Source organism: Prosthecobacter sp., assembly GCF_020439865.1.
Lineage (GTDB): Bacteria > Verrucomicrobiota > Verrucomicrobiia > Verrucomicrobiales > Verrucomicrobiaceae > Prosthecobacter.
Map to the genome: position 1 here is coordinate 1 of NZ_JAGRPF010000103.1, position 25,186 is coordinate 25,186.

The 25,186-nt window shown below is 60.3% G+C and carries 17 protein-coding genes; 4 read left to right on the forward strand and 13 right to left on the reverse strand.

What is annotated here, in order from left to right; genetic code table 11:
* Positions 1 to 253, reverse strand: a 253-nt coding sequence (locus tag KDL09_RS11025) for a hypothetical protein (protein WP_294384731.1), incomplete at its 3' end; no start/stop codon positions are given.
* A gap of 208 nt (positions 254 to 461) precedes the next feature.
* Between KDL09_RS11025 and KDL09_RS11030 the strand changes: the two genes are divergently transcribed.
* Positions 462 to 1,151 (forward strand): hypothetical protein, encoded by a 690-nt coding sequence (locus tag KDL09_RS11030; protein WP_294384732.1) that lies wholly within the window; start codon positions 462 to 464, stop codon positions 1,149 to 1,151.
* Here KDL09_RS11030 and KDL09_RS11035 read toward each other — a convergent pair.
* On the reverse strand, positions 1,144 to 2,478 hold the full coding sequence (locus KDL09_RS11035; RefSeq protein WP_294384733.1) for a hypothetical protein: 1,335 nt from the start codon (positions 2,476 to 2,478) through the stop codon (positions 1,144 to 1,146). The genes KDL09_RS11030 and KDL09_RS11035 overlap by 8 nt on opposite strands.
* Before the next feature lie 128 nt (positions 2,479 to 2,606).
* Between KDL09_RS11035 and KDL09_RS11040 the strand changes: the two genes are divergently transcribed.
* Positions 2,607 to 3,824, forward strand: a complete 1,218-nt coding sequence (locus tag KDL09_RS11040; RefSeq protein ID WP_294384734.1) for a glycosyltransferase family 4 protein — start codon at positions 2,607 to 2,609, stop codon at positions 3,822 to 3,824.
* Here the strand turns inward: KDL09_RS11040 and KDL09_RS11045 are convergent.
* The 5 genes from KDL09_RS11045 to KDL09_RS11065 all read right to left on the reverse strand — a co-directional run bounded on the left by KDL09_RS11045 (position 3,814) and on the right by KDL09_RS11065 (position 8,494).
* A complete protein-coding gene (locus KDL09_RS11045; RefSeq protein ID WP_294384737.1) occupies positions 3,814 to 4,422 on the reverse strand; it encodes a L,D-transpeptidase in 609 nt (202 codons plus the stop codon). The genes KDL09_RS11040 and KDL09_RS11045 overlap by 11 nt on opposite strands.
* A gap of 74 nt (positions 4,423 to 4,496) precedes the next feature.
* Positions 4,497 to 5,681 (reverse strand): FG-GAP and VCBS repeat-containing protein, encoded by a 1,185-nt coding sequence (locus KDL09_RS11050; RefSeq protein WP_294384739.1) that lies wholly within the window; start codon positions 5,679 to 5,681, stop codon positions 4,497 to 4,499.
* A 49-nt stretch (positions 5,682 to 5,730) separates the two neighbouring features.
* Complete coding sequence (locus KDL09_RS11055; protein ID WP_294384741.1) at positions 5,731 to 6,474, reverse strand: putative 4-mercaptohistidine N1-methyltransferase; 744 nt, start codon at positions 6,472 to 6,474, stop codon at positions 5,731 to 5,733.
* Positions 6,475 to 6,486: 12 nt separating this feature from the next.
* On the reverse strand, positions 6,487 to 7,656 hold the full coding sequence (locus KDL09_RS11060) for an aminopeptidase (RefSeq protein ID WP_294384743.1): 1,170 nt from the start codon (positions 7,654 to 7,656) through the stop codon (positions 6,487 to 6,489).
* 82 nt (positions 7,657 to 7,738) lie between these two features.
* The gene (locus KDL09_RS11065) at positions 7,739 to 8,494 is read right to left on the reverse strand and encodes a TSUP family transporter (protein WP_294384750.1); all 756 of its coding nucleotides are present in this window, start codon (positions 8,492 to 8,494) and stop codon (positions 7,739 to 7,741) included.
* Positions 8,495 to 8,625: 131 nt separating this feature from the next.
* Here KDL09_RS11065 and KDL09_RS11070 point away from each other — a divergent pair, with 131 nt between their 5' ends.
* Positions 8,626 to 11,001, forward strand: a complete 2,376-nt coding sequence (locus KDL09_RS11070) for a M1 family metallopeptidase (RefSeq protein WP_294384752.1) — start codon at positions 8,626 to 8,628, stop codon at positions 10,999 to 11,001.
* A 36-nt stretch (positions 11,002 to 11,037) separates the two neighbouring features.
* Here KDL09_RS11070 and treY read toward each other — a convergent pair whose 3' ends face one another.
* The 6 genes from treY to KDL09_RS11100 all read right to left on the reverse strand — a co-directional run bounded on the left by treY (position 11,038) and on the right by KDL09_RS11100 (position 23,798).
* Entirely contained in the window at positions 11,038 to 13,875 is a 2,838-nt protein-coding gene (gene treY / locus KDL09_RS11075) for a malto-oligosyltrehalose synthase (RefSeq protein ID WP_294384753.1), read from the reverse strand.
* Positions 13,872 to 15,695 (reverse strand): malto-oligosyltrehalose trehalohydrolase, encoded by a 1,824-nt coding sequence (gene treZ, locus KDL09_RS11080; RefSeq protein ID WP_294384754.1) that lies wholly within the window; start codon positions 15,693 to 15,695, stop codon positions 13,872 to 13,874. The genes treY and treZ overlap by 4 nt, the downstream gene beginning before the upstream one ends.
* A complete protein-coding gene (gene treS, locus KDL09_RS11085) occupies positions 15,692 to 18,955 on the reverse strand; it encodes a maltose alpha-D-glucosyltransferase (protein ID WP_294384755.1) in 3,264 nt (1,087 codons plus the stop codon). Before treS ends, treZ begins: the two co-directional genes overlap by 4 nt.
* Before the next feature lie 153 nt (positions 18,956 to 19,108).
* Positions 19,109 to 20,956, reverse strand: a complete 1,848-nt coding sequence (locus tag KDL09_RS11090; protein WP_294384756.1) for a hypothetical protein — start codon at positions 20,954 to 20,956, stop codon at positions 19,109 to 19,111.
* Between the two features lie 162 nt (positions 20,957 to 21,118).
* Positions 21,119 to 22,429 (reverse strand): xylose isomerase, encoded by a 1,311-nt coding sequence (gene xylA / locus KDL09_RS11095; RefSeq protein WP_294384758.1) that lies wholly within the window; start codon positions 22,427 to 22,429, stop codon positions 21,119 to 21,121.
* Positions 22,430 to 22,526: 97 nt separating this feature from the next.
* Positions 22,527 to 23,798, reverse strand: coding sequence for an MFS transporter (locus KDL09_RS11100; RefSeq protein ID WP_294384760.1), 1,272 nt, complete (start codon positions 23,796 to 23,798; stop codon positions 22,527 to 22,529).
* 111 nt (positions 23,799 to 23,909) lie between these two features.
* Between KDL09_RS11100 and KDL09_RS11105 the strand changes: the two genes are divergently transcribed.
* Positions 23,910 to 25,178, forward strand: a complete 1,269-nt coding sequence (locus KDL09_RS11105) for a hypothetical protein (protein ID WP_294384761.1) — start codon at positions 23,910 to 23,912, stop codon at positions 25,176 to 25,178.
* Positions 25,179 to 25,186: the final 8 nt, after the last annotated feature.

Here is a 25,186-nt window from a genome sequence, read left to right on the forward strand (position 1 = left end):
CATCCGGCTTTTCCTTGATGCTGATCTTCTCCTCCATCTCCGGCGTGATCGGCTCGATGAAGGTCCGGAACGCGAACTCTGGATCGGTCATGATCGTGGCCGGATTCGAATTGATGAGCACCACCTCGTAGCCCTCCTGGCGCAGGGCCTTGCAGGCCTGGACGCCAGAGTAGTCGAACTCACAGCCCTGGCCGATGACGATGGGGCCGGAACCGATGACGAGAATGCGTTTGATGGAGGTGTCTTTGGGCATGGATCAGGTATGAGAGATCTGAGATGGGGATCAGAGATTTTTGAGTGAAAGCGTTCAGTTGGGGGCGCTTTCGGGGCCGTTTCGGTGTGAATAACCTCAATGCGGTGCCGGAAAGCGCGGCATCTTGCACAGTCGCGGGGGTGCGTCAAATGCAGGCCTTGCTTTGATGCGTTTCCGTCTGAAAAATCTGCCGATTCTCTGGAAAACCATGCCTGCCACGACCATCACTCTTGGAATCGGCCATCTGCCTTCGGACCATGACCGAAAGACGCAGTTGGATGTGCATTTGCACCTGAACTGCCCGGCCACGCCCATTTCGATGGGGGAACGCTGGGGGCCGCAGTCCATCGGCGCGAGTTTTACGCTGCAACAGGCGACCGAAAACCGCCATGAGGAACATCTGCGCGTCTGCGGCTGTGACTGGCTGTGCCGGCTGGCCCTGGAAGAGCGGATGAGCGGTCATGTGTTCACGCCGGAGGAGATCCTCCAGCGGCGGCCGGAGCAGGCCGCCCCGGCAGCAGAACCGAAACCCGCACCATCTCAGTCCTCCCCTGAGCCGCAGCTTGCCAAAATCCGCCGGGCTCTCGAAACACACGACTTCGAGAAGATCGAAGGCTTGCGGGATGTTTTGAACCCCGGCCTCGTCCAACAGATCGCCGACGACTGGCGGTCTGATCTCCCGCGCGAGACCAAGGACGCCTATGCCGCCCTGCTGCTGGATCAGGTGGCCGACTGCGTGCGTCCGATCTTCGAGGATGCGCTCGCCTCGCCCAGCGTGGAGTCACGCGCCTATGCGGTATGCGTGCTGACGAAGGACTTCGGACGCTTCGATTCCATGCTGGTCAACGGCGGTCTGGACGCAGCGAAAGTGGACGCCGCCGTGCGCACACTCAGTTGACCGAAATTTTAACGCCGATGTTCTTGTAGGCTTCGGTGATCTCCTTCGCGATCTGCGAATAACCGCGCCCGTCGAGAAGCAGCTCGAGATGCTTGAACGGAGCCGTGTCTGGCTTCATGTCCGGCGGCGGAAAGTTTGTGGGGTAGCTGAACCGGCCTTCGGGGAGACGTTTGACGCGCGGATCCTTGAAAAAAGTGCGCAGCGCCTCGGTCTCACCATAGACGGCATCCATGAACTTCATGAAGCGCCGGCCCTCCGCGCCCTTTTCACCGTCGAGGTGGCAGAAAAAGTACACGATCAGCACGGAGCGGAAGTACAGCTCCCCCATCTTCTTGTTTGAGGTGTCGGCGATAGCGGACCAAGTGGCGCGGTTCATCGTCATGTGCGTCTCCAGATTGCCGATGTCGGCGGCGTAGCCGCGTTTCTCCATCTCCTTGATGTGATCGCGGATGCTCGTCTTGTGCGCGTCGGCGCGGAACTTGCCCGCGTTGTAAGGCAGCATCTCGGTGTACTCCGCCGTGCCTTCGATGACCCACACGGGGAGGAAGGTGAGGTAGTCGTCCATCACCTGATGGGTGATCTCGTGGATCAGCGTGCCGCCGTCATAGCCGGCGTCCTTGGCATAGGATTTGCCAAGAAGCTTGAGACCGATGCTTTCAAAGGGGACCTTGAAGGTCTTTTCGTCCCCCATGTAAACTCCGCCGGAGTTGTCGGGACCGCCAGCATCCTTGTAATCCTGCCGGGTTTCATAAAGCGCGGCCTGATAGCGCTCGAAGCCCTCGGGCGGAACGCAGACAACGCCCCATGGCAGCGATGAGACAAGCGCCCGGGTGGCCTCAAAAGTGCGGGCCACCTCCTTCATCACGCTGCCGGCCAGCTTGGCCTGCGAAGTGAACTCGAACGCCTCGGAGCGGTAGATGCACTTCCGCGCGACCGGATTCTCCTCCACCACCTGGATCTCGATGGAATTCGTCGGTACGACCACATTGTCCGGCCAGGTGCGTTTCTCGATGGGCACACGATTCAACGAAGCAGCGGCGATGGCAGGCGGAGAGGCAGCCTCGGTGGTGGGGGCCGCGGGGGCAGGTGCGGCCGCCTGGCTCTTCGCATAGGCCTGGTCCTCTGCGCAGAGACGCGCCAGCGGGATCTGATGCTCTTTGCCGTCCGCCATTCTCAATACGACGCTGTCCGCTGTGGCGCTGACGAACGTGGCCTGAATGATCCGGCCCTGGGTGTCCTTCCACGGGCGCAATGCGGCATCTTGTGCGAACACGCCGAATGCGATGAAGGCTGTCGCGATGAAGAGGCTGCGGTTGGCGGGCTTCATGGTGGATGTGCATATCACGAAGCGGGAATTTAGGCAAGACGGGGCTGCAAATCGTGCGACAATCGGTCTGATGGCCTGCGATCTGCTTGGCAATCAGGCGGCGCAGGTTTTCTTTGCTCCCGATCTCGATGGTTCCCGTCTCCCCCACTCAGCCCCGCGCCCTGCTGCACGTCTTCAACCGCTACCTCTTCCGGGGAGGCGAAGAGCTGATCGTGGACAAGATCCATGACGATCTTTCCACCGGGCACAACATGACCTGGTGCCGGTTCGAGAGCTCCGAATGGACCGGAGCCGCGGCCCCCTCGAAGCTGGGCCAGGCGGCGCGCTTGTTTTACAACCGCGGGGCCCGCCGCCGCTTCGAGACGGCGCTGGACGCCAGTGGCGCGGGTGCCGCGGTGTTTCACAACATTCATCCGGTAGGCTCCCCTTCCCTGTATCACGCGGCGCTGGAACGCGGGCTGCCGTTGGTGCAGTTCCTCCATAACTATCGGCCTTTCTCTGTCGGCGGAACGCTGCATGTGAACGGCAGGCTGGAGCCCAACGCGCTCTACGGCAACTACTGGGACGAAGTGCGCGCCGGCGCCTGGCAGAACTCCGTCGTGAAGAGCGCGCTGTTCGCGGTGATGCTCAAGGCGCTGCATCGCAGCGGCTGGCTCCAAAGTGTGAAAGCGTGGGTCGCGGTGTCCGATTTCATGCGGCAGAAACTGATCGCCACCGGCTCGCTGCCTGCGGACCGTGTGCACACGTTGCGCCACTCGTGGAACGCACTGCCGCGGGCGCCTACATCCGAAGATGCAGGCTATTACCTTTTCTTGGGCCGCCTGGCCGACACCAAAGGCGTCACCGTGCTGCTCGACGCGTGGGACCGGCTTCGCCAGCAGCTCGGCAAGAACACCCCCCTGCTGCACATCGCCGGTGAAGGCCCACTGGAAGATGCCGTGCAGCAGCGCGTGCGCACCAATCCGTACATCGGCCAGCTCGGACACGTCGGTGGTGAGACCAAGCGCGAGGCGCTGCGCCGGTGCCGTGCGGTAATCGTTCCCTCCACCTGGTGGGAGCCGCTGGGCTTGGTGGTTTACGAGGCCTATGATTACAGCAAACCCGTGCTCGCCGCAAAGTCAGGCGGCCTCGGCGAAATCGTTCATCATGGCGTTACAGGTCTGCATCATGAACCGGGCGACGCGGACAGCATCGTCCACGATGTGCAGCAGATGGAGTCCACGCCTGCCTCAACACGCCAGACAATGGGCAGCGCAGGTCGTCAATGGCTGCTGCGCGAGACCGGCACACACGCCTGGCTGCAGCGCTTTGAGGAAATCCTCGCTACAGCAGTCGCTACTGCATGATCGTGACTCGCGTGCCCACGTCGGCATGCTGAAAAATCGTCTCCGCCATGCTGGCCGGCAGGCGGATGCAACCATGGGATGCCGGAGAACCCGGACGTGGAATCGGACCCGCATGCATGCCCACGCCGTAGCCGGTGATGCGCATCCAGTAGGGCATGCGGGCACCGACAAACTGACCGCCTGGCGGCACACGGGACACACCGGCCGTGGCGTTGCTGTTGACCACGTTGCCACGGGAATCGACGATCATGCCATACTTGTTCGAACGCTTGTTGGCGATCTTCTCCATGATGCGGAAGGTGCCTGTCGGCGTGGCATAGCCGCTGCGGCCCGTCGCCACATAGGTCCATCCCACGCTCTGGCCGTTCTTGAACAGATACGCCTTCTGCTGGCTGAGGTCGATGTTCACGCTCAGCGGACCCGGCCTGCCATTGCCATGCCAGACATACAAAGGCGACTGCGAAGCGAACGCGGGCAGCACCAACAGCGGGCGCCTCACCATCTCACGGCGTGCAGAGAATAGTGGATACTCTGGCAATTCGCACTGGCAGAGCACCAGCATGCCTATGACAGCGAGAGAAAATCGGGAAGTTTTCATGGCGAGTACGACTTTAGAAGCACGATCCGCGCCCATGCAACCCATCCGCTAGAACCAGTAGATGGTTTTTTGTTTCACTGATTTCGCTGATTCCAGTAAATCTTAACATTCTTGCTACGACGACCTGCACCGATGATTTCCAAATCGTGATCGCCATCGAGATCCGCACAAACGGCATCTTCACAGGCCATTCCGCCATCGTCGATGAAGGCCTCCTGCCAGCCGTTCCCATCTTCTTTCGTCGTCCAGAAAAGTTTCACCGCCACCTTGCCAATCTTCTGCTGCGCGCGCCAGCCGACGACGATCTGACGATTGTTCAAACCAAGCAGGTCATGGGTCGCGATGGCATGGCCATCAACAAGTTCACTCGTGATGACATGCCGCTGCCATTCGCCGTTCTTCGGACCTTCCGGCTTCGGCGTGTAGATGACCAGTTTGTCCCCGTGCATCGGTTCGATCGTCACGATGTAAGGCTGCCCGCCGGAAAAGGCACCATAGCGTACCTCGCCTGCCCCTTGGAGTTCAGGATTATCCTTCGGGTGCTTCGAGATCCACTGTTCCTTCCAGCCGTCGTCGGTTTGATCCAGCCGCACCACGCCCTCGCGTCCAGCCAGCAACAGGCTCTCGGCTTCACCATTGGGCGCGGGGATGATCTCGAGGTTGTGCGTCTTATGCATCGTGTCCTGCACCACGGTGGTGTTCCACTCCTTGCGTGGATCTTTTGGCATGTGATAGGCCAGCACACGCACGCCTGCCCCTTCGCCATTCTTGTCATTGCCGCGGCCGTGCAACGGAACGACGACGAGATCATAACGCCCGCCGCGGTTGCGCACCCACTTCATGCGATGCGTCGTCGGCTCATGCGTGAGCTTCACCGGTTCCCATTTCTGCGTGCGATCCGCCGGCGGGATCAAATAAAACACCGCGCCGCTGCCCGTCGTGTCGCCCGGATTCCATTCCGCGCCGACGGCGATCTCGCATTTGCCATCACCGTCGATGTCGCGCGCTGCGAGGCACACATGGTCTTTTTCCGTGAGTTGTTCGGCGATGACGTGCTTCTTCCACGTCGGGTTCTCATACCAGACGATCACCTTGCTATCGGCCAGCAGGATGTCCTTCAGCCCGTCGCCGTTCACATCCGCCGCGGCCAGCCCGTAGCCGATGCCCACCTCGGCGTCGATGAGCTGTTCCTTAAAGTTCGGAGTCTGCGCCCGGGCGACGACGGTGGCCAGGAGAAGGGAAATGAGCGTGATTTGCATGCGGCGCGCAGCCTAGGCGAGGCCGCCGCTGCGAAGCAAGCCTGCAAAATCAGACGGCCTCGACTTTTCTCCGCCATCGCATCCCCAGCGCCACGCTCCATTGATATTTCCGCGCGTGTTCGCGAATCAAAAACGGCATGTCGCAGGTCTTCGCGAGATCGAAGTGCGGCTCCAGCAGCGATTTGAGCCATTCCAGCGTCGAACCTTGGGGCCAGTTTCCACGAGGCGTGAAATCTTCCAACCACGTGCAGGGCGTTGTCAGCAGCAACTGCCCGCCCGGCCGAACCAAACTCGGCAATCGCTCGATCAACTTCAGCGGATCACTCAGACGACAGAGCAAATTCGCCGCATGCACGATGTCGTAGTCACCCAGGTCGTCGCGCAGGTTCATCGCATCGCCCTGCTCGAAACGCACGCGGTCGCGCCGCAAATTCTCCGGCACCTTCGCCAAAAGCTTCGTTGTCGCGCTGCCTTCATCGACACGCTCATATTCCATCTGCCCTTCGGCGGCCAGCTTCGCCGCCGCATCGACAAAACTCTGCGAATAATCAATGCCCAGCACGCTCACACCGAAGTTCGCCAGTTCAAAGCTCGACCTTCCGACGGCGCAGCCGAGATCAAGCGCCACCGCCTCACACGGCGTGCGCGGTAGGTCGATCAGCTCCATCACCGTGCGCACTGGAAAGCCCAGCGCCTCACGCGGCCCGTTCTCCCATGGCAGCACCTCGTTCGGGGCGCCGTAATGAAACAGCAGGTATTCGTCGAGCAGGCGACGCGTTTCGTAGATGTTCATCCGGCGAAGATTCTATTCCGCTGCGAGTGCTTCGAGCAAATATTTCGAAGGCTGAAAGTGCTCATTGAGTACGGTGACCTTGCCATCACGGAACATGCGGGTCTGCTTGATGTCGAAGTTCGGTGTCTTGTGCGGCGCGAAGAGGATGTCGTCGTGCGTGGCGTTTTGATGGCGCTTGAACTGCGCGGGAGTGATGTGACCTCCGAGATGGTCGTCGCGACCGGTGGCGAGGTGGCAGGTGCCGAGCACCTTCTCGTCCTGAATGTCCGCGCCGGAAACCGGCAGCACCTGCGTACCGAATCCGAGCTCGCCGAGCACGCCGGTCATCGGATCGTCGACGAGTCTGGCATTGTGCGTGTCGATGGTGCTCTGCTCTCCGGCAATGAGCTCGGCCTTGATGATGCGGCCACCAGTCACCGTGAGTTTGCCAAGTGTTCCATCTTCGTATTTCAACGGGAAGGTTCCTTCGGCACCGGTGGGCACGAAATAAACTTCGCCTGCGGGAAGGTTCGCGATGTCTGGCGTGTCGCCCTGGCAAAGGCCGTGGCTTTTTTGCGCCTCCTGCTGGCTCAATTCGAGCCGCACGGTCATGTCAGGACCATTTTCGACCGTGAAATCGATCTCAACCGCATCGGCGCGTGTCATGGCGAGACGCAGCTTTTCAGCATCGCGGCTCACGACTTCGTAATCGACGGCAAGACCCGAATTCAAGATCACATCATTCACACCATGCAGCGTGGCACCGCGGAATCCATACTGCTTGGCAAACGCCGTCAGCGGAGCGGTGGCGGAGAAGGTGGAGATGCAAAGGATGATGTCGTAGTTCGGATAGATGTCCTTCTCCAGGCTCAATTCCTTGCCGCTCATGTCCACACACAGATCCGGCAGATCGAGGTTGCTCCCTGTGGTCTGCGTGTAGGCGTACATTTCACCGCCCTTGAGCGCGAGCTCTTCCGCAACCCCGTTTTTCAAGCCCAGATAAAAATGCTCATGCGCACGCTGCTGAATCGGACGCTCCGGGTTCTTCAAGAACGCATAATCCTTCGCCTCGACGAGATCCGGCAGGTCGATCAGGATGCAAATCTTGCGACCAAAGGTGGGCTTGAAAACAGTGCCGAGCAGGCGTGAGAGATCGAACTTCGGGAAGCTGCGACTTTGAGCGGAGGACTGAATGGTTGGCATGGGAGCAGCGATCATAGGCAGGGAGGGTGTGGGAGGCAATTACGCGCTGCATATTCACGCCGGACGCCTCAAAATAAGGTCATCACTTCGCAAATTGGTCCCACAACAATTTCGTCACCATCGCGAACACCACGATGATGAAGATGATGCGGATGAACGGTGCTCCATGTTTGATCGCCAGGCCCGCGCCAAGGCGTCCGCCAATGAGCTGGCCCGCGATCATCGCGGCGGCGATTTCGTAACTCACGCGTGCCGTGATGACGAAGACCAGCAGCGAAGCGAGATTGCTGGTGAGATTGACGACCTTCGTGAACGCCGTGGCGCGCGTAAGCTCGAGTCCGAACAGTGACAGACAGGCGATCGTCCAGAACGCGCCGGTGCCGGGACCAAAGAAGCCGTCGTAAAATCCGAGCACGGTCCCGCCAAGAAACGAAAAAGCAACCACGCCGAGGCGCGCATGCGATCCGTGCCGGCTCAGCCGTGGACTGATCAGCACATAGATCGCCGCGCCCATCAGCATCCACGGCACGATGTATTTCAGCACGTCATTGCTGACCTTCGTGAGTGTCCAGCTTCCGAGCAGTGCGAACACAAAAGTCACCAGCACCGCCAATCGAACCTGCGACCACGAAACGAGACCTGCCTTCGCATACTTCCGCACCGCCATCAACGTGCCACAGCTCGACTGCATCTTGTTCGTGCCCAGCGCCATCTGCGGCGACAATCCGGCTGCGAGCAACGCCGGCACGGAGATCAACCCACCGCCGCCTGCGATGGCGTCGATGAATCCGGCGCTCAACCCGGCGAAAAACAGCAGCGTGACAATCTCCCAGCTCATGGGTGGAGGCAGAGGAGGTGGGAGGGTGAATGCATGGCGCGGATGCAATCAGAGCCGGAGGGGATCGGCAAGCGGGTTTCCGCTGCATTCCGTGATTGCCAAGTCACGGCGAGTCGGAACAATGGCGCACCATGAAACGCGTTCTGTTCTGTCTGATCGTTGCATCGTCCCTGTTCGCCGCCGAACCCGGCGCGCCGGTGCAAAAGTTTCAGCAGTTGGATTCGACGATGCCGACGCCATCGACGGTCAGGCTGGCGTCGGGAGCGCCAGGCCGCGACTACTGGCAGAACCGGGCGGACTATGACATCAGAGTCGAACTGGACGACGTGAAGCGCACGATCACGGCTGAGGCGACGGTGACGTATCACAACGCCTCGCCGGACACACTGGAGTATCTATGGGTGCAGCTCGACCAGAACTACCTCTCGCACAATGCGGACTCGCGTGCGGTGCCGAACACGAAGCGCGGCATCGATCCGTCAAAGATCACCTACTTTGCGGTGGATCGCCTGCTGGCCTACGAGGACTACGATGGCGAAATGAAGATCACGAAACTCACGGATGCGCAGGGTGAAAAACTGCCGCACGCGGTGGTGAAGACAATGCTGAGGCTCGATCTGCCCCAACCGCTCGCTCCGGGAGCGGACTTTGTCTTCAAGATCGGCTGGGCCTATCCGATCAACGACTGCAAGCGCATCAGCGCTCGCACGGGCTACGAATACTTCGAGGAGGACAAGAACTGCATCTACACCATCGCACAGTGGTTTCCGCGCATGGCGGCCTACACGGACTACGCGGGCTGGATCAACAAGCAGTTCCTCGGCACAGGCGAGTTCACCCTCGAGTTCGGCAACTACACCGTCCGGCTTACGGTGCCGGACGATCACCTCGTCGGTGCGACGGGTGTGCTGCAGAATCCCGAGGCCGTTTTGACCGAAACACAACGCAAGCGGCTCGAGAAGGCGCAGGCAGAAACGAAGAAGCCCCTGTTTATCGTCACGCCCGACGAAGCGAAGGCGGCGGAAAAAGGAAAACCGAAGGGACTGAAGACGTGGGTCTTTAAGGCGGACAACGTGCGTGATTTCGCGTTCGCCTCATCGCGAAAATTCATCTGGGATGCGATGGCCGTGGAAGGAGCGACGTATCCGCCGACACCGGAGCGCAAGAGCGGCATCTCCGACCGCATGTATCGCCCGCCGGTGATGGCGATGTCGCTTTATCCGAAGGAAGGCATGCCGCTGTGGGACAAGTATTCCACGCACGCCATTGCGCACACGATCCAGGTGTACTCGAAGTTCACGTTTGATTACCCGTATCCCGTGGCGTGGTCGGTGAACGGGCCGATCGGCGGCATGGAATACCCGATGATCTGCTTCAACGGTCCGCGCCCGGAAAAAGACGGCACGTATCCCGAGCGCACGAAGTATGCGCTCATCGGCGTGGTGATTCACGAGGTCGGGCACAACTGGTTCCCGATGATCGTGAACAGCGACGAGCGCCAGTGGACGTGGATGGACGAGGGGCTGAACAGCTTTGTCGAATACCTCGCCGAGGAGGAGTGGGAGAACGACTGGAAGCATCGCCGCGACGAGCGCGGCATGGTCAGCTACATGCGCACGACGGATCGCGTGCCGGTGATGACGAATAGCGAGTCGATCGCTGACCTCGGCCCCAACGCCTACGGACAGCCTACCGCCGCGTTAAACATCCTGCGCGAGCACATCCTCGGCCGCGAGGCGTTTGATCACGCGTTCAAGACCTACGCACGACGCTGGATGTTCAAGCGGCCGACGCCGAGCGATTTCTTCCGAACGATAGAAGACGCGAGCGGCGTGGACCTCGACTGGTTCTGGCGCGGCTGGTTTTACAGTGTCGATCACGTCGATGTGGCCGTCGATGAAGTGAAATGGCTGCAGCTCGACACGCGCGATCCCGCCATCGAGAAGAAGAAAAAGAAACAGGAGGAGGACGAACTGCCAAAGACCACCACGAAGGAGCGCAACTACCCGCTCTCAAAGCGTGTGGACCGGTTCCCTGAGCTGAAAGACTTCTACGACAGCTTTGACAAGACAACCGTGCTGACGAGCGAGAAGAAGAAGTTCGAAAACCTCATCAAGGAGCTCAACGAGGAGGAGATCGACCCGAAGCTGCTGGAGACGAAGCACAACTTCTACTCCATCGAACTGCGTAACGTCGGCGGGCTGGTGACGCCGGTGATTTTGAAGGTCGAATACACCGACGGCACCGAGGAGGAGATCAAACTCCCGCCGGAAATCTGGCGCTTCAACACGCAGAAGGCCTCGAAGATGCTGTTCACAAAGAAGGAACTCAAATCAATCACCTTCGATCCGCGTCAGGAACTCACCGACACCGATGTGGAGAACAACTTCTGGCCCCGCCGCCCCGTGAAGAGCAAGTTCCAGCTCTACAAGGAGGACAAGGCTCCGAACCCGATGCGGGAAGTCACCAAGCCGGAGAAAAAGGACGAGGAAGAAGCGAAGAAATAGAGCGCCCTCTCACGACGGCGCTCAATTCGCAGTCTCTCAAACCAGTTCAAAAGCGGCCACAGGTAAAACACGGAGAGCGTCCGAAAGAGCGAGTGCATCCTCACCGACCGTATGCACGGCCCCGGTGAAGAGCTCACGCACCTGCCTGCCTGAAAATTCAGCAGGCCAGTCGAGGCAGGTGTCACGCCAGGCTTCACCGACAGGCGGAAAGCCGACACGGGCCGTGAGACGAGGAACGATCACGAGCAGCGCCTCGTCTTCGTGGCGCCGCACTGATGCCACGCACGAATCGCCGAACACACCGGCGGCGGTCATCGGAGAAAACGAGCCGCTCATGAAGAGTGCGGAATGCTGCCGGCGGAAGTTCAAAAGTTTATGGGTGATGTGCATCTTGATCCGGCCATCACGCCAGTCTGCCAGCAGAGCCGCCGGATCCACGCCTTCGAGGGAGGCGAGCGCCTGACCGCGCGCTTCGTAATCGACCAGACGACGGTTGTCGGGATCAACGAGACTGAAGTCCCAGAACTCTGTTCCCTGATAAAAATCTGGCATGCCGGGCACCGTCGATTTCAGAACCGTCTGTGCGAGAGAATTAACCATGCCAAGCTGCGCGAGACGCTCCGCGAGCACCTTGAAGTTGTCGAGAAAGCGGTTCGCGCCTGCACGCAAAAGCTTCGCCACAAAGTCACGCACCGCGCTTTCCCATTCCTCATTCGGCTGCACCCAGCTGGTGTTCACCTTCGCCTCTTTGATCGCCTTGATCAGATAGTCCTGGATGCGTGCGAGGTAGGTGGCCCGCGCAGCCTTGTCCATCGGCTCCAACGGCCACGTGCCGAGCAGCGCCTGATAGACGAGGTATTCCTCGTTTGCATCGGGCGCGAATTCGCCCTCGATTTCACGCTTGTGCCGGCGGTTGATGGTGCTCCATCGACGCAGCGCCTTGCGCCAGTCTGCGGGCAGTTCCGAAATCGCCGCAAGACGCGTGCGCACATCCTCGCTGCGCTTGGTGTCATGCGTCGATGTCGTCAGCATGCAATGCGGATGCGTGCGCCCGCGCATCACACATTCCCCGTGGAATTTTTCCGGTGAAACCGAAAAATGATGAGGCTCCCCGCCGACCTCGTTGAGCGCGACTAGGCGGTTGTAAATGTAGAAGCTCGTATCCTCGACGCCCTTGGCCATGATCGGCCCGGTGCACTGCTGAAACTTCATCACGAAACGCATGTGCGCGGCCCTTGTCTCCTCATCCGTGTTTTCCGGGAACTTCTTGAGCAGGATCTCACCGAGGAAATCAAACATCGAGCGCTCGATGCCCGGATTGCGACGTTCCGCCAGCCGCACCGCGCGGCGAACGGCAAGGACGTCCTCTTCACTCGGGTCCTGATCCGGCGTGACATACGTCCGATACACGGGGAAGCAGGCGATGACCTCGCGCACCGCGGTGGTCAACGCATTGAGCGTGAAGTCGCGATACCAGCGGTTGCGCTCTGAGAGCCGGTCCAGCATGTAGGCCAGCACGTTGATCTCGCTGGCAAGGGCGAGCCGCATGACGAGCTGTTTGCGATGATAGGCGATTTCGGGGAAACGCGGGATGCCGCCGATGAACTTCTCATAGCTCTCCGTCAGCGACTTCTCAGCCGCAGGATCGACAAGCAGGCGGATGGTCTGGTTGGCGAATTCATAACCGGTGGTGCCGTGCACCGGCCACTCGGGGCGCAGGCGCTCGTCACCGAGGAGGATTTTTTCAACCAACAGGTAGAGAGGCAGATCCTCCGCTTTCCCGCCCGTGAGCTGCGCCACGCGCGACTGAAGCTGCGCGAGGTATTCGGCGGGATTCCAAAGCCCGTCCACATGGTCAATGCGCACGCCGTCCACGGAACCGTTGCCGATCAGTTCAAAGAGCAGGCGATGCGTGGCCTCGAAGACCTCAGGCAGCTCGACGCGGATGGCGGCCAGCTCGTTGATGTCAAAAAAGCGCCGGTAATTGATCTCCTCCGCCGCGACGCGCCAGAAGCTCAACCGATAGGCCTGCCCGTTGATCAGTTCGTCAAAGGCGTCAAAGCTTCGTGCATCTCCGGGCTGACCTTCGATCTCACGCATGGTGGCGGTGATCGCATCGATCAGTTCCGGGCATTCTTCACAGCGGCGGAGAAGACGGCGTTTGATGATCTCCTTTTCGCGCACACGCTCGGCGATTTTCTCCGGATCGGTCACCGTGCGCAGGGGGAGATGCTCCAGGGCAGTGATGACACTTTGGAACTCCGCCTGAAAGTCCTCGGACACTCCCAACGCCGCCAGCTTGCCGAGCGCCGGCTGCAGAATCTTGGTGTAGGTGCCCGGCGCCACCGGCAGACGAGTGTCGAAGTAGCGCAGGAAGAATGCTCCTGACTCAAACTCGAGTTTGAACTCTCCCCGCTCGAGAACGCGGCCGTACTGGTCGCCCAGAATCGGCAGCAGCACGCGATTGTTGAGGTCGCGTTTGAGCGGCCGCCAGTCGATGTCGAAATTCGGAGCAAACACGGAACTGGGACCGTTTTCGAGCACATCCATCCACCAGGTGTTCACCGGTGATCCGATGCCCATGTGATTCGGCACAAAGTCAACGATCTGGCCCAGTCCCGCCTCACGCAGCGCGGCAACGAACGCATCATAGTCTTCACGCGAGCCGATCTCCGGATTCAGTTCATTGTGATCTCCGATGTCATAGCCGTGAAGACTGCCGGGGCCGGCGCGGAAAAAGGGCGAGGCATAGACATGGCTGATGCCCAGATCGCGCAGATAGGCCACCAAGTCACGCGCCTGACGGAAGGTGAAGTGCTTGTTGAACTGGAGGCGGTACGTTGCCGTGGGGATGTGTGAACGGGTATGGGTCATTTCGTTGTTTGCAGGACGAGCAGTTCAGGGCGTGTGAACGCCACTATGCCGGTGCCTGGATCAAATCCTGACCGTCCGCTGCCGCCGAAGCGTGTTTCGTTGGTTGAAAGGATGCACGTCCAGTGCGCATCCGGCAGCGTCGCTGCCAAAGAGGTGTTGGTGAGGTGGGCGAGGAGAAGCCAGTCGCATTTCGCCCCATGGTATCTGAGCGCAGCAACTCCGAGGCACGGCACCTCCCATCCGCTGCGAGATGCGGGCCGGAACGCGGGATCAGAGAAACGCAGCCGCAAACATTCGCGATAGAGCGTGATCAACTCGTTGTGCGACGGCCGGGCGACTTCGTCCCAGTCGAGCTTTGAGCGCATGAACGTCGCGATGCTTTGTGGATCAGGAATGCTGAGTGCCACCTTGGGATCACGAAATTCCGGAAAACGCGCAAACTCTTTGCGCCTCCCCTCGGTGACGAGGCGGCCAAGTTCTTCATTGTGGTCGGTGAAGTATTGAAAGGGTGTGGAAGCTCCCCATTCCTGGCCCATGAACAGCATCGGCGTGGCCGGAGACAGCAGCAGCAGGGCACTGGCCGCACGATAGGCCTTGGGTGTCGAGAGCTGATGCAATCGCTCGCCGAAGGCGCGATTGCCGACTTGGTCGTGATTGCTGATACAAAAGGCAAATCTTTCCGGTGGCAGGTGGGAGCACTCACTGCCACGCGGAGCACCAAGGTGTTTGCTCGTCTGGCCGCGATAGTGCCAGCCGTGCCGGAGTTCATCGGCCAGTTCATCGGCACTGCCGTTGAAATCGTCGTGATACGAGAGATCCCCCAACGCGACCTGGATGGTGTGGCAAAAATCATCCGCATACACCGCGTCCGCACCACAGCCGTCGGGGTCGATCACCGTCGCAAGATTGCGTTCATCCTCGGCAATGATGAAAGCACCGCGCTCATGCGCCGTGTCCGCGATCTCGGCAATGAGATGGCGGGGCGATGTGTCCAGAATCGCATGCGTGGCATCCAGCCGCAGTCCGTCGAAGTGAAACTCGTCGACCCAATAGGCCGCATTGGAGAGGAAGTATTCGCGCACCACCGCATGCCGCGGTCCGTCGTAGTTGAGCGCCGCTCCCCAGGGAGTGTGGACGTCGTCATTGAAGTAAAAGGAGCTGTAAACGCCGAGGTAATTGCCATCAGGCCCCAGGTGATTGTAAACCACATCCAGCACGACCGCGATGCTCTGGGCATGCGCTGCATCCACCAGCGCACGCAGGTCGTCCGGCGTACCGTAGCAGCGAGCAGGAGCGAACAAGCTCACACCGTCGTAGCCCCAGTTTCTGTCACCGGGAAAATCGGCCACGGGCATGATCTGCAGCGCATTGATCCCCATGTCGCGGAGATGCGGCAATTTTTCGATGGCCGCACGAAACGTGCCGGCCGGCGTGAATGTGCCGACGTGAACCTCGTAGAGCACAAGATCCCGCAGCGGCGGGCATTTCCACTCCGCGTCCTGCCATGCATATGTCTGTGGATCGACCACCTGAGACACACTGTGAACTCCTTCGGGTTGCGCGCGCGATGCCGGATCAGGAAACGGTCCCGCACCATCAACCACATACTGATAACGGTCTCCAGCAACTCCCGCCGAATCGACGACCGAGTGATAACCATCGGCATCGGATGAAAGCGGCAGCACTCGCATGGACTCACATCCATGCGGATGAATCTGCACCTCCACCCGGCGCTTTTCCGGCGCCCAGATGCGATAACGCACTCCTTCAGCCGTGACTTCAGCGCCTTGAGGGCGCAGTTGGCGCGCCCGTTTGTTCATGAGTTCTGTCCTCCATCAAGAATACGCGCGATGCCGCGCACCGAGATGTAGATCCAGTCCGGCCTGTTGTTGAGCTCGTAGCAGACTTCGTACACGGCTTTCTCCAGCAAATACACTTCGAGAAGCATTTTCAGGGCCTTTTCATCCTTCGGCAGAAAAGAAGCGCCCTTGGCCGTGGCTAGATAAGCGTTGAGGAAGTTCGCACTGATGCGCTCCACCCAGATGTTCGCCCATGTCTCGAGATTGGCGGCATCTTCATCACGCAGGCCCGCCAGACGCGCGAGCGCGGTGTGTGACGCATAATGGAACGAGCGCAGCATGCCCGCGACATCACGCAGCGGCGAACGTTTGATCCGGCGCTCGCTGAGGGCCCGTGCGGGTTCGCCTTCGAAGTCGATGATGACGAAATCGCGTCCCGTGTTCAGCACCTGACCGAGGTGATAGTCGCCATGATGGCGAATGCGGGTGACGCTGATCTTCTGCTCCAGCATGGCCGCCTGATGTTGCAGGATTTCATCCTCGCGCAGGAGAAGCTCGGCGGCCTCGTCGCGATACTTTTCCGGGATGCCGGGAAGCTTGCGCTCCAGCAGCTGCTTCATGCGCCGCGTGCCCGCGCGCATGGACTGATAGAGCGAACGCTGATAGAGCCCGGTGAACTCCTCGGGTGCAAAATTGGGATCTTCACCATCCGCAGCGAGCGCAAGGTGCATCTCGGCTGTGCGTTCGCCCAGCTGACGCGCGCGTTCGGAATAAACTCCGCCAACGACCTCGTCGACGAGCGCAGGTGTCACGCCGTCGATCTCCGGCGGCAGTGCAAGCACGCGCTCATAGAAGCGACCCAGCGCATCGAGAGTATAAGTCCAGGCATCGCCTTCGTTTGGCACGTTTGCCACCAGCAGCGCCAGAACTCTCGGCTCCGAACCATGCACCCGATGTTCGATCGCGCCGCAGTAGCCGGGCACGTTGGCAAACTTCTGCCGCTCGCTCAGGAAGCGCAGCAGTTCTGCGTCCGGATTCTCACCCAGCTCCGGCCTGCGGTAGAGTTTCAGGAAAAAGCGGCCGTCGTAGATGATGGCCGAGTTGCTCTGTTCGGCCCGCAGCGCCTTCGAAGACAGCGGCAGGGTGATCTCGGAGGCCTGCGCCTTGAGCGCCTCACCGCAGATCCCCACGAGTTCACCGGAGCCTCCGCGCAGGTGCTTCTCGCCAAGAATGAGCTCAAACAACGACGAGCGGAAGTTCTCGTCGTCCATGGCATCAAACAACACGCCCTCGCTCTCGGCCGATGCAAAACGCGCCACAATTGATTCAGAGGCATGGCTGGCTGCGGCGAGTTGCAGAGGCATGACGTAGGTTTCCGGCGTGACCTCGTAGTAGTTGACCTGGAGGAAAGCCAGACGGCCCGCGTCACAACCGGTCACCGCATCACCGAGCGGCATGGCGTCCAGCACCTGCACGCTGCGCACTGCGTGAGCCTTGCCACCGAACCAGCGGCAGTGCCGCAGGCAGTCCGGCAGAACATGATCGGTGAATTTGGAACTGTGCAGCGTCTGCAATACGTTGGCCCAAGTGGGCGGCTGCTCGAGCAGCGGCGGATTGAAGTCAGCACCAATGCGCAGCGGATCCACATCCTGGTCGAGCGTCAGCCACAGGTAATCATGCGGCCCCATGGTGAGGAAGTAAGGAGTTGCGGCGATGACGGGAAAGCGGTTGTGACTGAAAACCTCCATCGGCCGCAGGCCCTGCCAGCGCGTGAGATCAAGCTCCACCGCCTGCGCAAACCGCGAAAGGTTGGCGACGACCAGAATCTTCTCGTCCTCATACTCTTTCACAAATGCCAGCACCCGCGGGTTGTCCGATGACAGGAACTCCATGGTGCCGCGGCCGAAGGCCTTGAAGCGCTGGCGCATCGCCACGATGCGGCGCGTCCACCACAACAGCGACGAGAGATTGCGCTCCTGCGTCTCCACATTGACCGCCTCGTAGTGGTACTCCGAGTCGATGATGACGGGAAAGTAGAGCTGCTGGGCATTCGCTCGGGAGAAGCCCGCATTGCGGTCCATGCTCCACTGCATCGGCGTGCGCACACCATTGCGATCACCGAGGTAGATGTTGTCTCCCATGCCGATCTCATCGCCGTAGTAGATGATCGGCGTTCCTGTCAGCGAGAGCAGCAGCACGTTGAGCAGCTCGATCTTGCGGCGGCTGTTGCGCAGCAACGGCGCAAGGCGGCGACGAATGCCAAGGTTGATCCGCGCACGGCGGTCAAACGCATAGACGCGATACATGTAGTCGCGCTCCTCGTCGGTCACCATTTCCAGCGTGAGCTCATCGTGATTGCGCAGGAACATGGCCCACTGCGAGTTCGCCGGAATCGCCGGCGTCTGCTCCAGAATGTCGATGATCGGAAAGCGGTCCTCCATCTGCAGCGCCATAAAGAGCCGCGGCATCACGGGAAAGTGGAACGCCATCGAGCACTCGTCACCGTCCTTGCCGAAATACGCCGCGGCCTCCTCGGGCCACTGGTTTGCCTCCGCCAGCAGCATTCGGTTGGGAAACTTGCTGTCGATGTGCGCACGCAGACGGCGGAGGATGGCGTGTGTCTCAGGCAGGTTCTCACAGTTCGTGCCGTCGCGTTCGATCAGATAGGGAACGGCGTCGAGACGTAGGCCGTCCACTCCCATGCCGAGCCAGAAATCGATGGTCTGGAACATCACCTTTTCGACTTCCGGATTGTCCCAGTTCAAATCCGGCTGGTGCGCGTAGAAACGATGCCAGTAGTAGGCATTCGCCACCGGATCCCAGGCCCAGTTCGAATGCTCGAAGTCCTTGAAGATGATGCGAGCCTCACGGTAGGGCTCCGGGGTGTCGCTCCACACGTAAAAATCACGTTCCGGTGAGCTGGGTTTGGCCCTGCGGGCCCGCTGAAACCACGCATGCTGGTCGCTCGTGTGATTGAGCACCAGCTCGGTGATGACCCGCATGTTGCGCCTGTGCGCCTCGTCGAGGAATTCCTGAAAGTCCGCCAGCGTGCCGTAGGTCGGGTTCACAGCCATGTAATCCGCCGTGTCGTAGCCGTCATCACGCAGCGGAGACGGGTAAAACGGCAGCAACCAGAGTGCCGTCACGCCGAGCTGCTCCAGATAGTCGAGCTTCGAGATCAATCCGCGAAAATCCCCGATCCCGTCTCCATCCCCGTCGCAATAAGCACGCACGTGAAGCTGATAAATGACAGCGTCTTTGAACCAAAGGGGGTCAGTCATGAAGACGGGTGTCGCAGATCACGGGACGATGCAAGACCCATGGCTCACGCGGGGAAAACATGTCGCGATCTATTACACCAAACTCAGCATATGCTTCCTTTATGACTAAAGTTTAAACTCATTTTCGCCGCCACAGGACCGGCAACATGGGGGTCACGCATGCACCCAGAAGCCGCTGGAGTATTTGGCAGGTTTCCACCACTGCGAATTCTTGGTGACGTAGTTGTAGTTGGTGCTGCCGGCCTGGCTTTCCAGCGGGATCACGACGTGACCCGAAGCGTCGCGTTTGGCCTGCTTGCCCGGGATTTCCGGAACGACGGCGGTGATGTGGCCGTGGCCCTGACTGTTTTTCGCCACAATGATGGATACTCCGCCTGCATTCGCGTTCGCCTGCAGTTCGTCCAGATCCTGCGCCGCAGTCCAGCCAAACTGGCCGCCCCAGTCGCGGAACCACTGATAGAGCATGTTGGCGGTGAGTTCATCGACCGTGTCCTCATACTTGATGTCCACCGTGTGACCGAGCGTCAGTTCATGAATGCCCTTCTGTGTCCACCACACCCGCGGGATATAGCACTGCGCGAGGCAGGCATAGTCGTAGGCGTAGATGTTGCAGTAGGTGTTCTTGCTGTCCGGCAGATGTCGTGCGGACTTTTCGGGATTGAGCCACGCGATGATGTCAGCGAGTTCGGCGGCACGTTTGGCAGGCGAGCCACCGGTGCGGATGGGAGCACCGGACTCGTTGAGTTTCCAGATCCGTCCCACGGTTTCCGAGCGCTTGACCGGCCGGTTGTTCGGATTCGGAAAGTGCACTTCCACCACACCCGCCGCCGTGGCCGGTGGTGCCGGAGGCGTGACAGGTGCAGGCTGCGCTGCATTTGAATCCACGATGGGAGCCACCGAACTCAGGAGGCCCCCCGCCATGAAGCCCTGCCGAGTGTTTCCCCCCGCATTGATCGAGACCTCCCACCATTCGTTCTCGGAAGACTTCGCCACGAAACGCACCAGCGTTCCCTGCGGATAGGCGGCGATCTTGTTCTTGTTGCCCGATGATGAGGGAGACGAACGCAGCCAGAGTCCTGAGTGCGCGGCAACGCGGAACAGGGCACCTTCCACAGGCGGTGCGAGCGGTACGGGCGGCGCGACAGGTTTGGCGGCGGCCACCTCTTCGATCACAGGAACAACGGGCGGACCGACGAGATCGAACTTCTCGAGGAAAGACCACTTTTTGCCGTGCACCCAGCCTTCCCCCACCGCGAGGGTCGCCTTGCGATTCGCGACATCCCATTGCCACGCGGCGGCTGACTTTTTCGCACGAAGGATGGCAAAGATGAACAACCGGATGATCTGCAGTTCCGCCGACGCCAGGATCCCCCGCCAGAGCGGCACGTTCTTCTTCGCATCATCGTAGCCGCTGACGTTCCTCGGCACGGAATCAACCCACTGCAGCGCCTTCGCAACCGCGGACGCCGGATTGGAACCAATGTAGGCGTCCACAACGGCGGCAGTCACCCCTTTGAGACTGCCGTTTTGCGCGGCGACATCGAAGAACAGAGAAAACTCCTGGAAGCTGCCGTCACCCTTCCAATCGGCCACCCAAGCATCGGCGAGTTTCCCTTCGTGCACCTCTGCATGCTCACGCTGTTTCACGACCATCTTCGCGCTCTTCCAGAAGGCGGCGAGCTCGCTTTTGTACGGCTCGATGACTCGGTGCTTCTTGTCACTCCAGTTCACCACCACGGCCATGCCGTTGGAGGTGCTTGAATTGATGACCGAGATGTATTCGCCACCTTTTCGGGGCATGAGACTCTGCAGTTCAGAGGTGCCATGTTCACTCAGGTAACTTCGGACAACTGTTTGCTGGTCACCCGCCTTGATCGTCTTGCCCAACTGCCCGCAGGTAAGACCCTCTCCGTCAAAATTACCCGTGATGTTGGCCCATGGGTCCGAACCTTCAAACCCACCGGTGATCAGCATCGCTCTCTCCAGGAATTGCGTGTTCATGGGGGGATTAACAGCAAAAACGCCTGTCCCGGTCGAGTTCAAAGTTTCACGCCGGGGCCCGGCTCGTCCGCGACTCGTTCGGACTCAACGTTTTGATGTGTCAAAAAAACAGGGCGCCCGCTGCCAGGCACCCTGTGATTCGTGATTCGGAATGAGCTTGGTCTAAAGATACTCGTTCACCAGATTCTCGAGCATCTCCTGACGGCCGCTGCCGAGAAGAGGTTCACCGTTGGCGAGGATGTGAGCTTCAAGTTCCTCAAAGCCGACTTCGCCGCTCTCGATCTTCGCGCCGATGCCGGTGTCGAAGGTGGCGTAGCGTTGCTTGATGAAGCCGGAGAGACGTCCGTCTTCGATCATCGCGTGGGCGATCTTCAAGCCACGGGCGAAGGCGTCCATGCCGCCGATGTGGGCGTGGAAGAGATCGACCGGCTCGAAGGATTCGCGACGGCATTTGGCGTCGAAATTGAGACCGCCGGTGGTGAGGCCGCCCATGCGGAGGACTTCGAGCATGATCTCGGTGGTGAGATAGATGTTCGTCGGGAACTGGTCGGTGTCCCAGCCGATCAGCGTGTCGCCCGTGTTCGCATCGACGGAGCCGAGCGCGTTTGCGGCGATGGCGACCTGCATCTCATGACGCATGCTGTGGCCGGCGAGCGTGGCATGGTTCGTCTCGAGGTTGAGTTTAAAGTGATCCATGAGGCCGTATTCGCGCAGGAAATTCAGACATGCGGCGGCATCGGAATCGTACTGGTGCGTGGAGGGCTCACGCGGCTTCGGCTCGATGTAGAACTGGCCGGTGAAGCCGATCTTCTTCTTGTAATCAACGGCCATGTGCAGCAGGCGCGCCAGATGGTCGAGCTCGCGCTTCATGTTCGTGTTCCAAAGCGTGGCGTAGCCTTCGCGACCGCCCCAGAAGGTGTAGCCTTCACCGCCGAGACGATGCGTGACGTCCATGGCTTTCTTCACCTGTGCGGCGGCGTAGGCGAAAACGCCAGCGTTCGGGCTGGTGGCCGCGCCCTGGCAGTAACGCGAGTGTGCGAAGAGGCAGGCCGTGCCCCAAAGAAGCTTCTTGCCGGTCTGCTGCTGCGCCTTTTCGAGTTCGTCGGCGACCGCATCGAAAGCGGCATTGCTCTCGGCGAGCGTGTCGAGTTCCGGAGCGACATCGCGATCATGGAAGCAGTAGTAATCGACGCCGAGCTTGTCCATGAACTCGAAGCAGGCCCACACGCGGCGCTGCGCATTGGCGACAGAGTTTGTGCCGTCATCCCACGGACGCTGGGCAGTGCCACCGCCGAAGGGATCGGAGAGCGAGTTGCGCATCGCGTGCCAGTAGGCGACGCCAAAGCGCAGGTGGTCGCGCATCTTTTTACCACCGACGAGTTCGTCGGCATTGTAGTGCTTGAAGGCAAGCGGGTTGCGGCTCGTCGGTCCTTCGAACTGGATTTTCTGAATGTCGGGGAAGGCTTCGTTCATGGTAGGAACTGCAAGGGAGACGAAACGGGGCGGCGTGCAACTGGTTCGTCAGCGCCCAGTGGACACTTTTTGGGCCAAATAGGACGTGGCCGTCGCCTCAAAGCGTCTTCTTGTTCGTCTCTTCCGCGAGCCACACGGAGATTAGCGTGATCGCTGCCATGACGATCAGATACACCGCCACCGGCCATGGTTTGCCACCTGTGTAATCGAGAAAAGCGGTGGCAATGAGCGGGGCGAGTCCGCCGGCGAGCGGCGAGGCAAGTTGGTAGCCGAGCGAGGCGCCGCTGTAGCGCACCCGTGTGCCGAACAGCTCCGAAAAGAACGCCGCCTGCGGACCATACATCGCGGCGTGACCGACAAGGCCGATGACGATGGCCAAGATTACAAACGTCACCTCCTTCGTTTCGATCATCCAGAAAAAAGGAAACGCGAACAATGCAAGGAACAGAGCGCCACCTAGATAAACCGGTCGCCGACCGAGACGATCCGACAAGGCACCGAACCACGGAATTACGACCAGTTGCACCGCGGAACCGATGAGCACCGCATTCAATAGCAGGGTCTTCGACATGCCCAGTTGTTGCGAGCCATAACTCAGCGCCAGCACGGTGAAGATGTAGAAGAACGCATTCTCCGCAAAGCGCGCGCCCATGGCGAGCAGGACATTGCGTGGATGATCGCGCAGCAGGGCGATGATAGGCACTTTCGGCCCGGCATCTTCCGTTTTGGCCTGCGTGAAGACCGGGCTCTCAATGATCTTCAGTCGAATGAACATGCCCACGCCGAGCAGCAGCACGCCGAGCAGAAACGGCACGCGCCAGCCCCAAGACAGGAAGGCTTCCTCATTCATCGACGACGCGAGCATGAAGACCGCATTCGCCAGCAGCAGACCCACCGGCACCCCGGCCTGCACCCAGCTCGCGTAGAAGCCACGTCTCCCTTGTGCGCCATGCTCCACGGCCATGAGCACCGCACCACCCCATTCGCCACCGACGCCGAAGCCCTGAATGAAGCGCATCAGCACGAGCAATGCCGGCGCCCACACACCGATCTGGTCGTAGGTCGGCAGCAGGCCGATCATCACGGTCGCCACGCCCATGAGCATGAGCGTCGTCACCAGCATCGACTTGCGTCCGATCTTGTCGCCGAAATGTCCGAACACGATCCCGCCGACCGGTCGTGCAAAGAATCCGACCGCATAGGTCGCGAACGCGGCCATCGTGCCAGCCAGCGGTTCGAAGTTCGGAAAGAACAGCTTGTTAAAGACCAGCGCCGAAGCCGTGCCGTAGAGGAAGAAATCATACCACTCGATCGTGGTGCCGATGAAGCTCGCGATGACGACGCGGCGGATGTTGCTGGGTTCGGACATGATTGATTCCGGACAGGCTGACGGGTTGCCAATCCCAAGACAAGACCAAAAGCCGGATCACCGCCCTGCCGCGCATCCATTTCCCGGAACCGGTGTTCAAGGTCCACCACCATGAAGACATCCGCCCGCCTCCCCGCCATCGCCGCGCTGTTCCTCGGCGCCATCTCCCTGCTCGGCCAGACCACCGACGCCCCGATCGACTGGGACAAGGCGAAGAAGCTGCATCAGCGCAACAGCGCCGGCGAAACGCTGAATGCCGAGGAAAAGGCCTACCTTGATCGCGCACATGCCGCTCTCGCCGCAGGCCAGGGTCCGGGTGCCAAAGGCCGTCCCGGCGCTCCAACATCCGACGGCATCGATTGGAAAAAAGCGCAGGACCTGTTTCAGCGTGAACAGCGCGGCGAAAAGCTCAGCGAGGAGGATCAGAAGTATCTCGATCACGCCAAAGAAGTCCGCCGAGGCGGCGGCATTCGTGGTGGTGCGGGTCGTGGCAGCCCCGCGAATCAGCGCAAGGCGCCCGAATCGCTCAAGCCGCTCACCGACATGACAGCCGACGACACGTATGAAGGCGAAGACGGCGGTCTTTACGGCAAGGGCAGCAACGAACCGCCCGAAGCATTGAAGAAATCCGCGGAGGCCGCACTCGCGCAGATCAAGCCCCTCGATGCCGAAGGCAAACCGTCCGACAGCGGCAGGATCGTGCTCGTTTCCATCAGCATGTCGAACGCCACGCAGGAATTCTCCTTCTTCAAAGGCATCGCCGACAAGGACAACCGCAAATCGGACAAGCTCACCATCGTCGATTGCGCGCAGGGTGGTCAGGCGATGGCGCAATGGGTGCCGGAAGACGGCCGTCCCTGGCAGGAAGCGATGAATCGCATCGAACGTGCCGGCGTCACCCCCGAGCAGGTGCAGGTCGCGTGGATCAAGCTCGCCAACGTCGCTCCATACGGCAGCATGAAGGAGCACCTCGACAAGCTCGAAGCCGACACCACCGAAGTGCTTCACAACGCGAAGAAGCGTTTCCCGAATCTGCGCATCGCCTACCTCGGCAGCCGCATCTGGGCCGGCAACGCCACCGGCGGCCTCAATCCCGAACCGTATGCGTATGAAGGCGCCTTCAGCGTGCGCCATCTCATCCAGAAGCAGATGAGCGGTGATGAATCCCTCGCCTCCGCCAAGTCACCACTGCTCCTCTGGGGCCCCTACCTCTGGGCCGAAGGCGAGAAAGGGCGCAAGATCGACGACCTGATCTATGTCAAAGCCGACTTCGCCGGCGACGGCGTGCATCCCAGCCAAAGCGGTCGCGAAAAAGTCGCGAAGCAATTGCTGGAATTCTTCGCCACAAGTCCGCTGGCGAAGGGGTGGTTTGCGAATTGATGTGATCC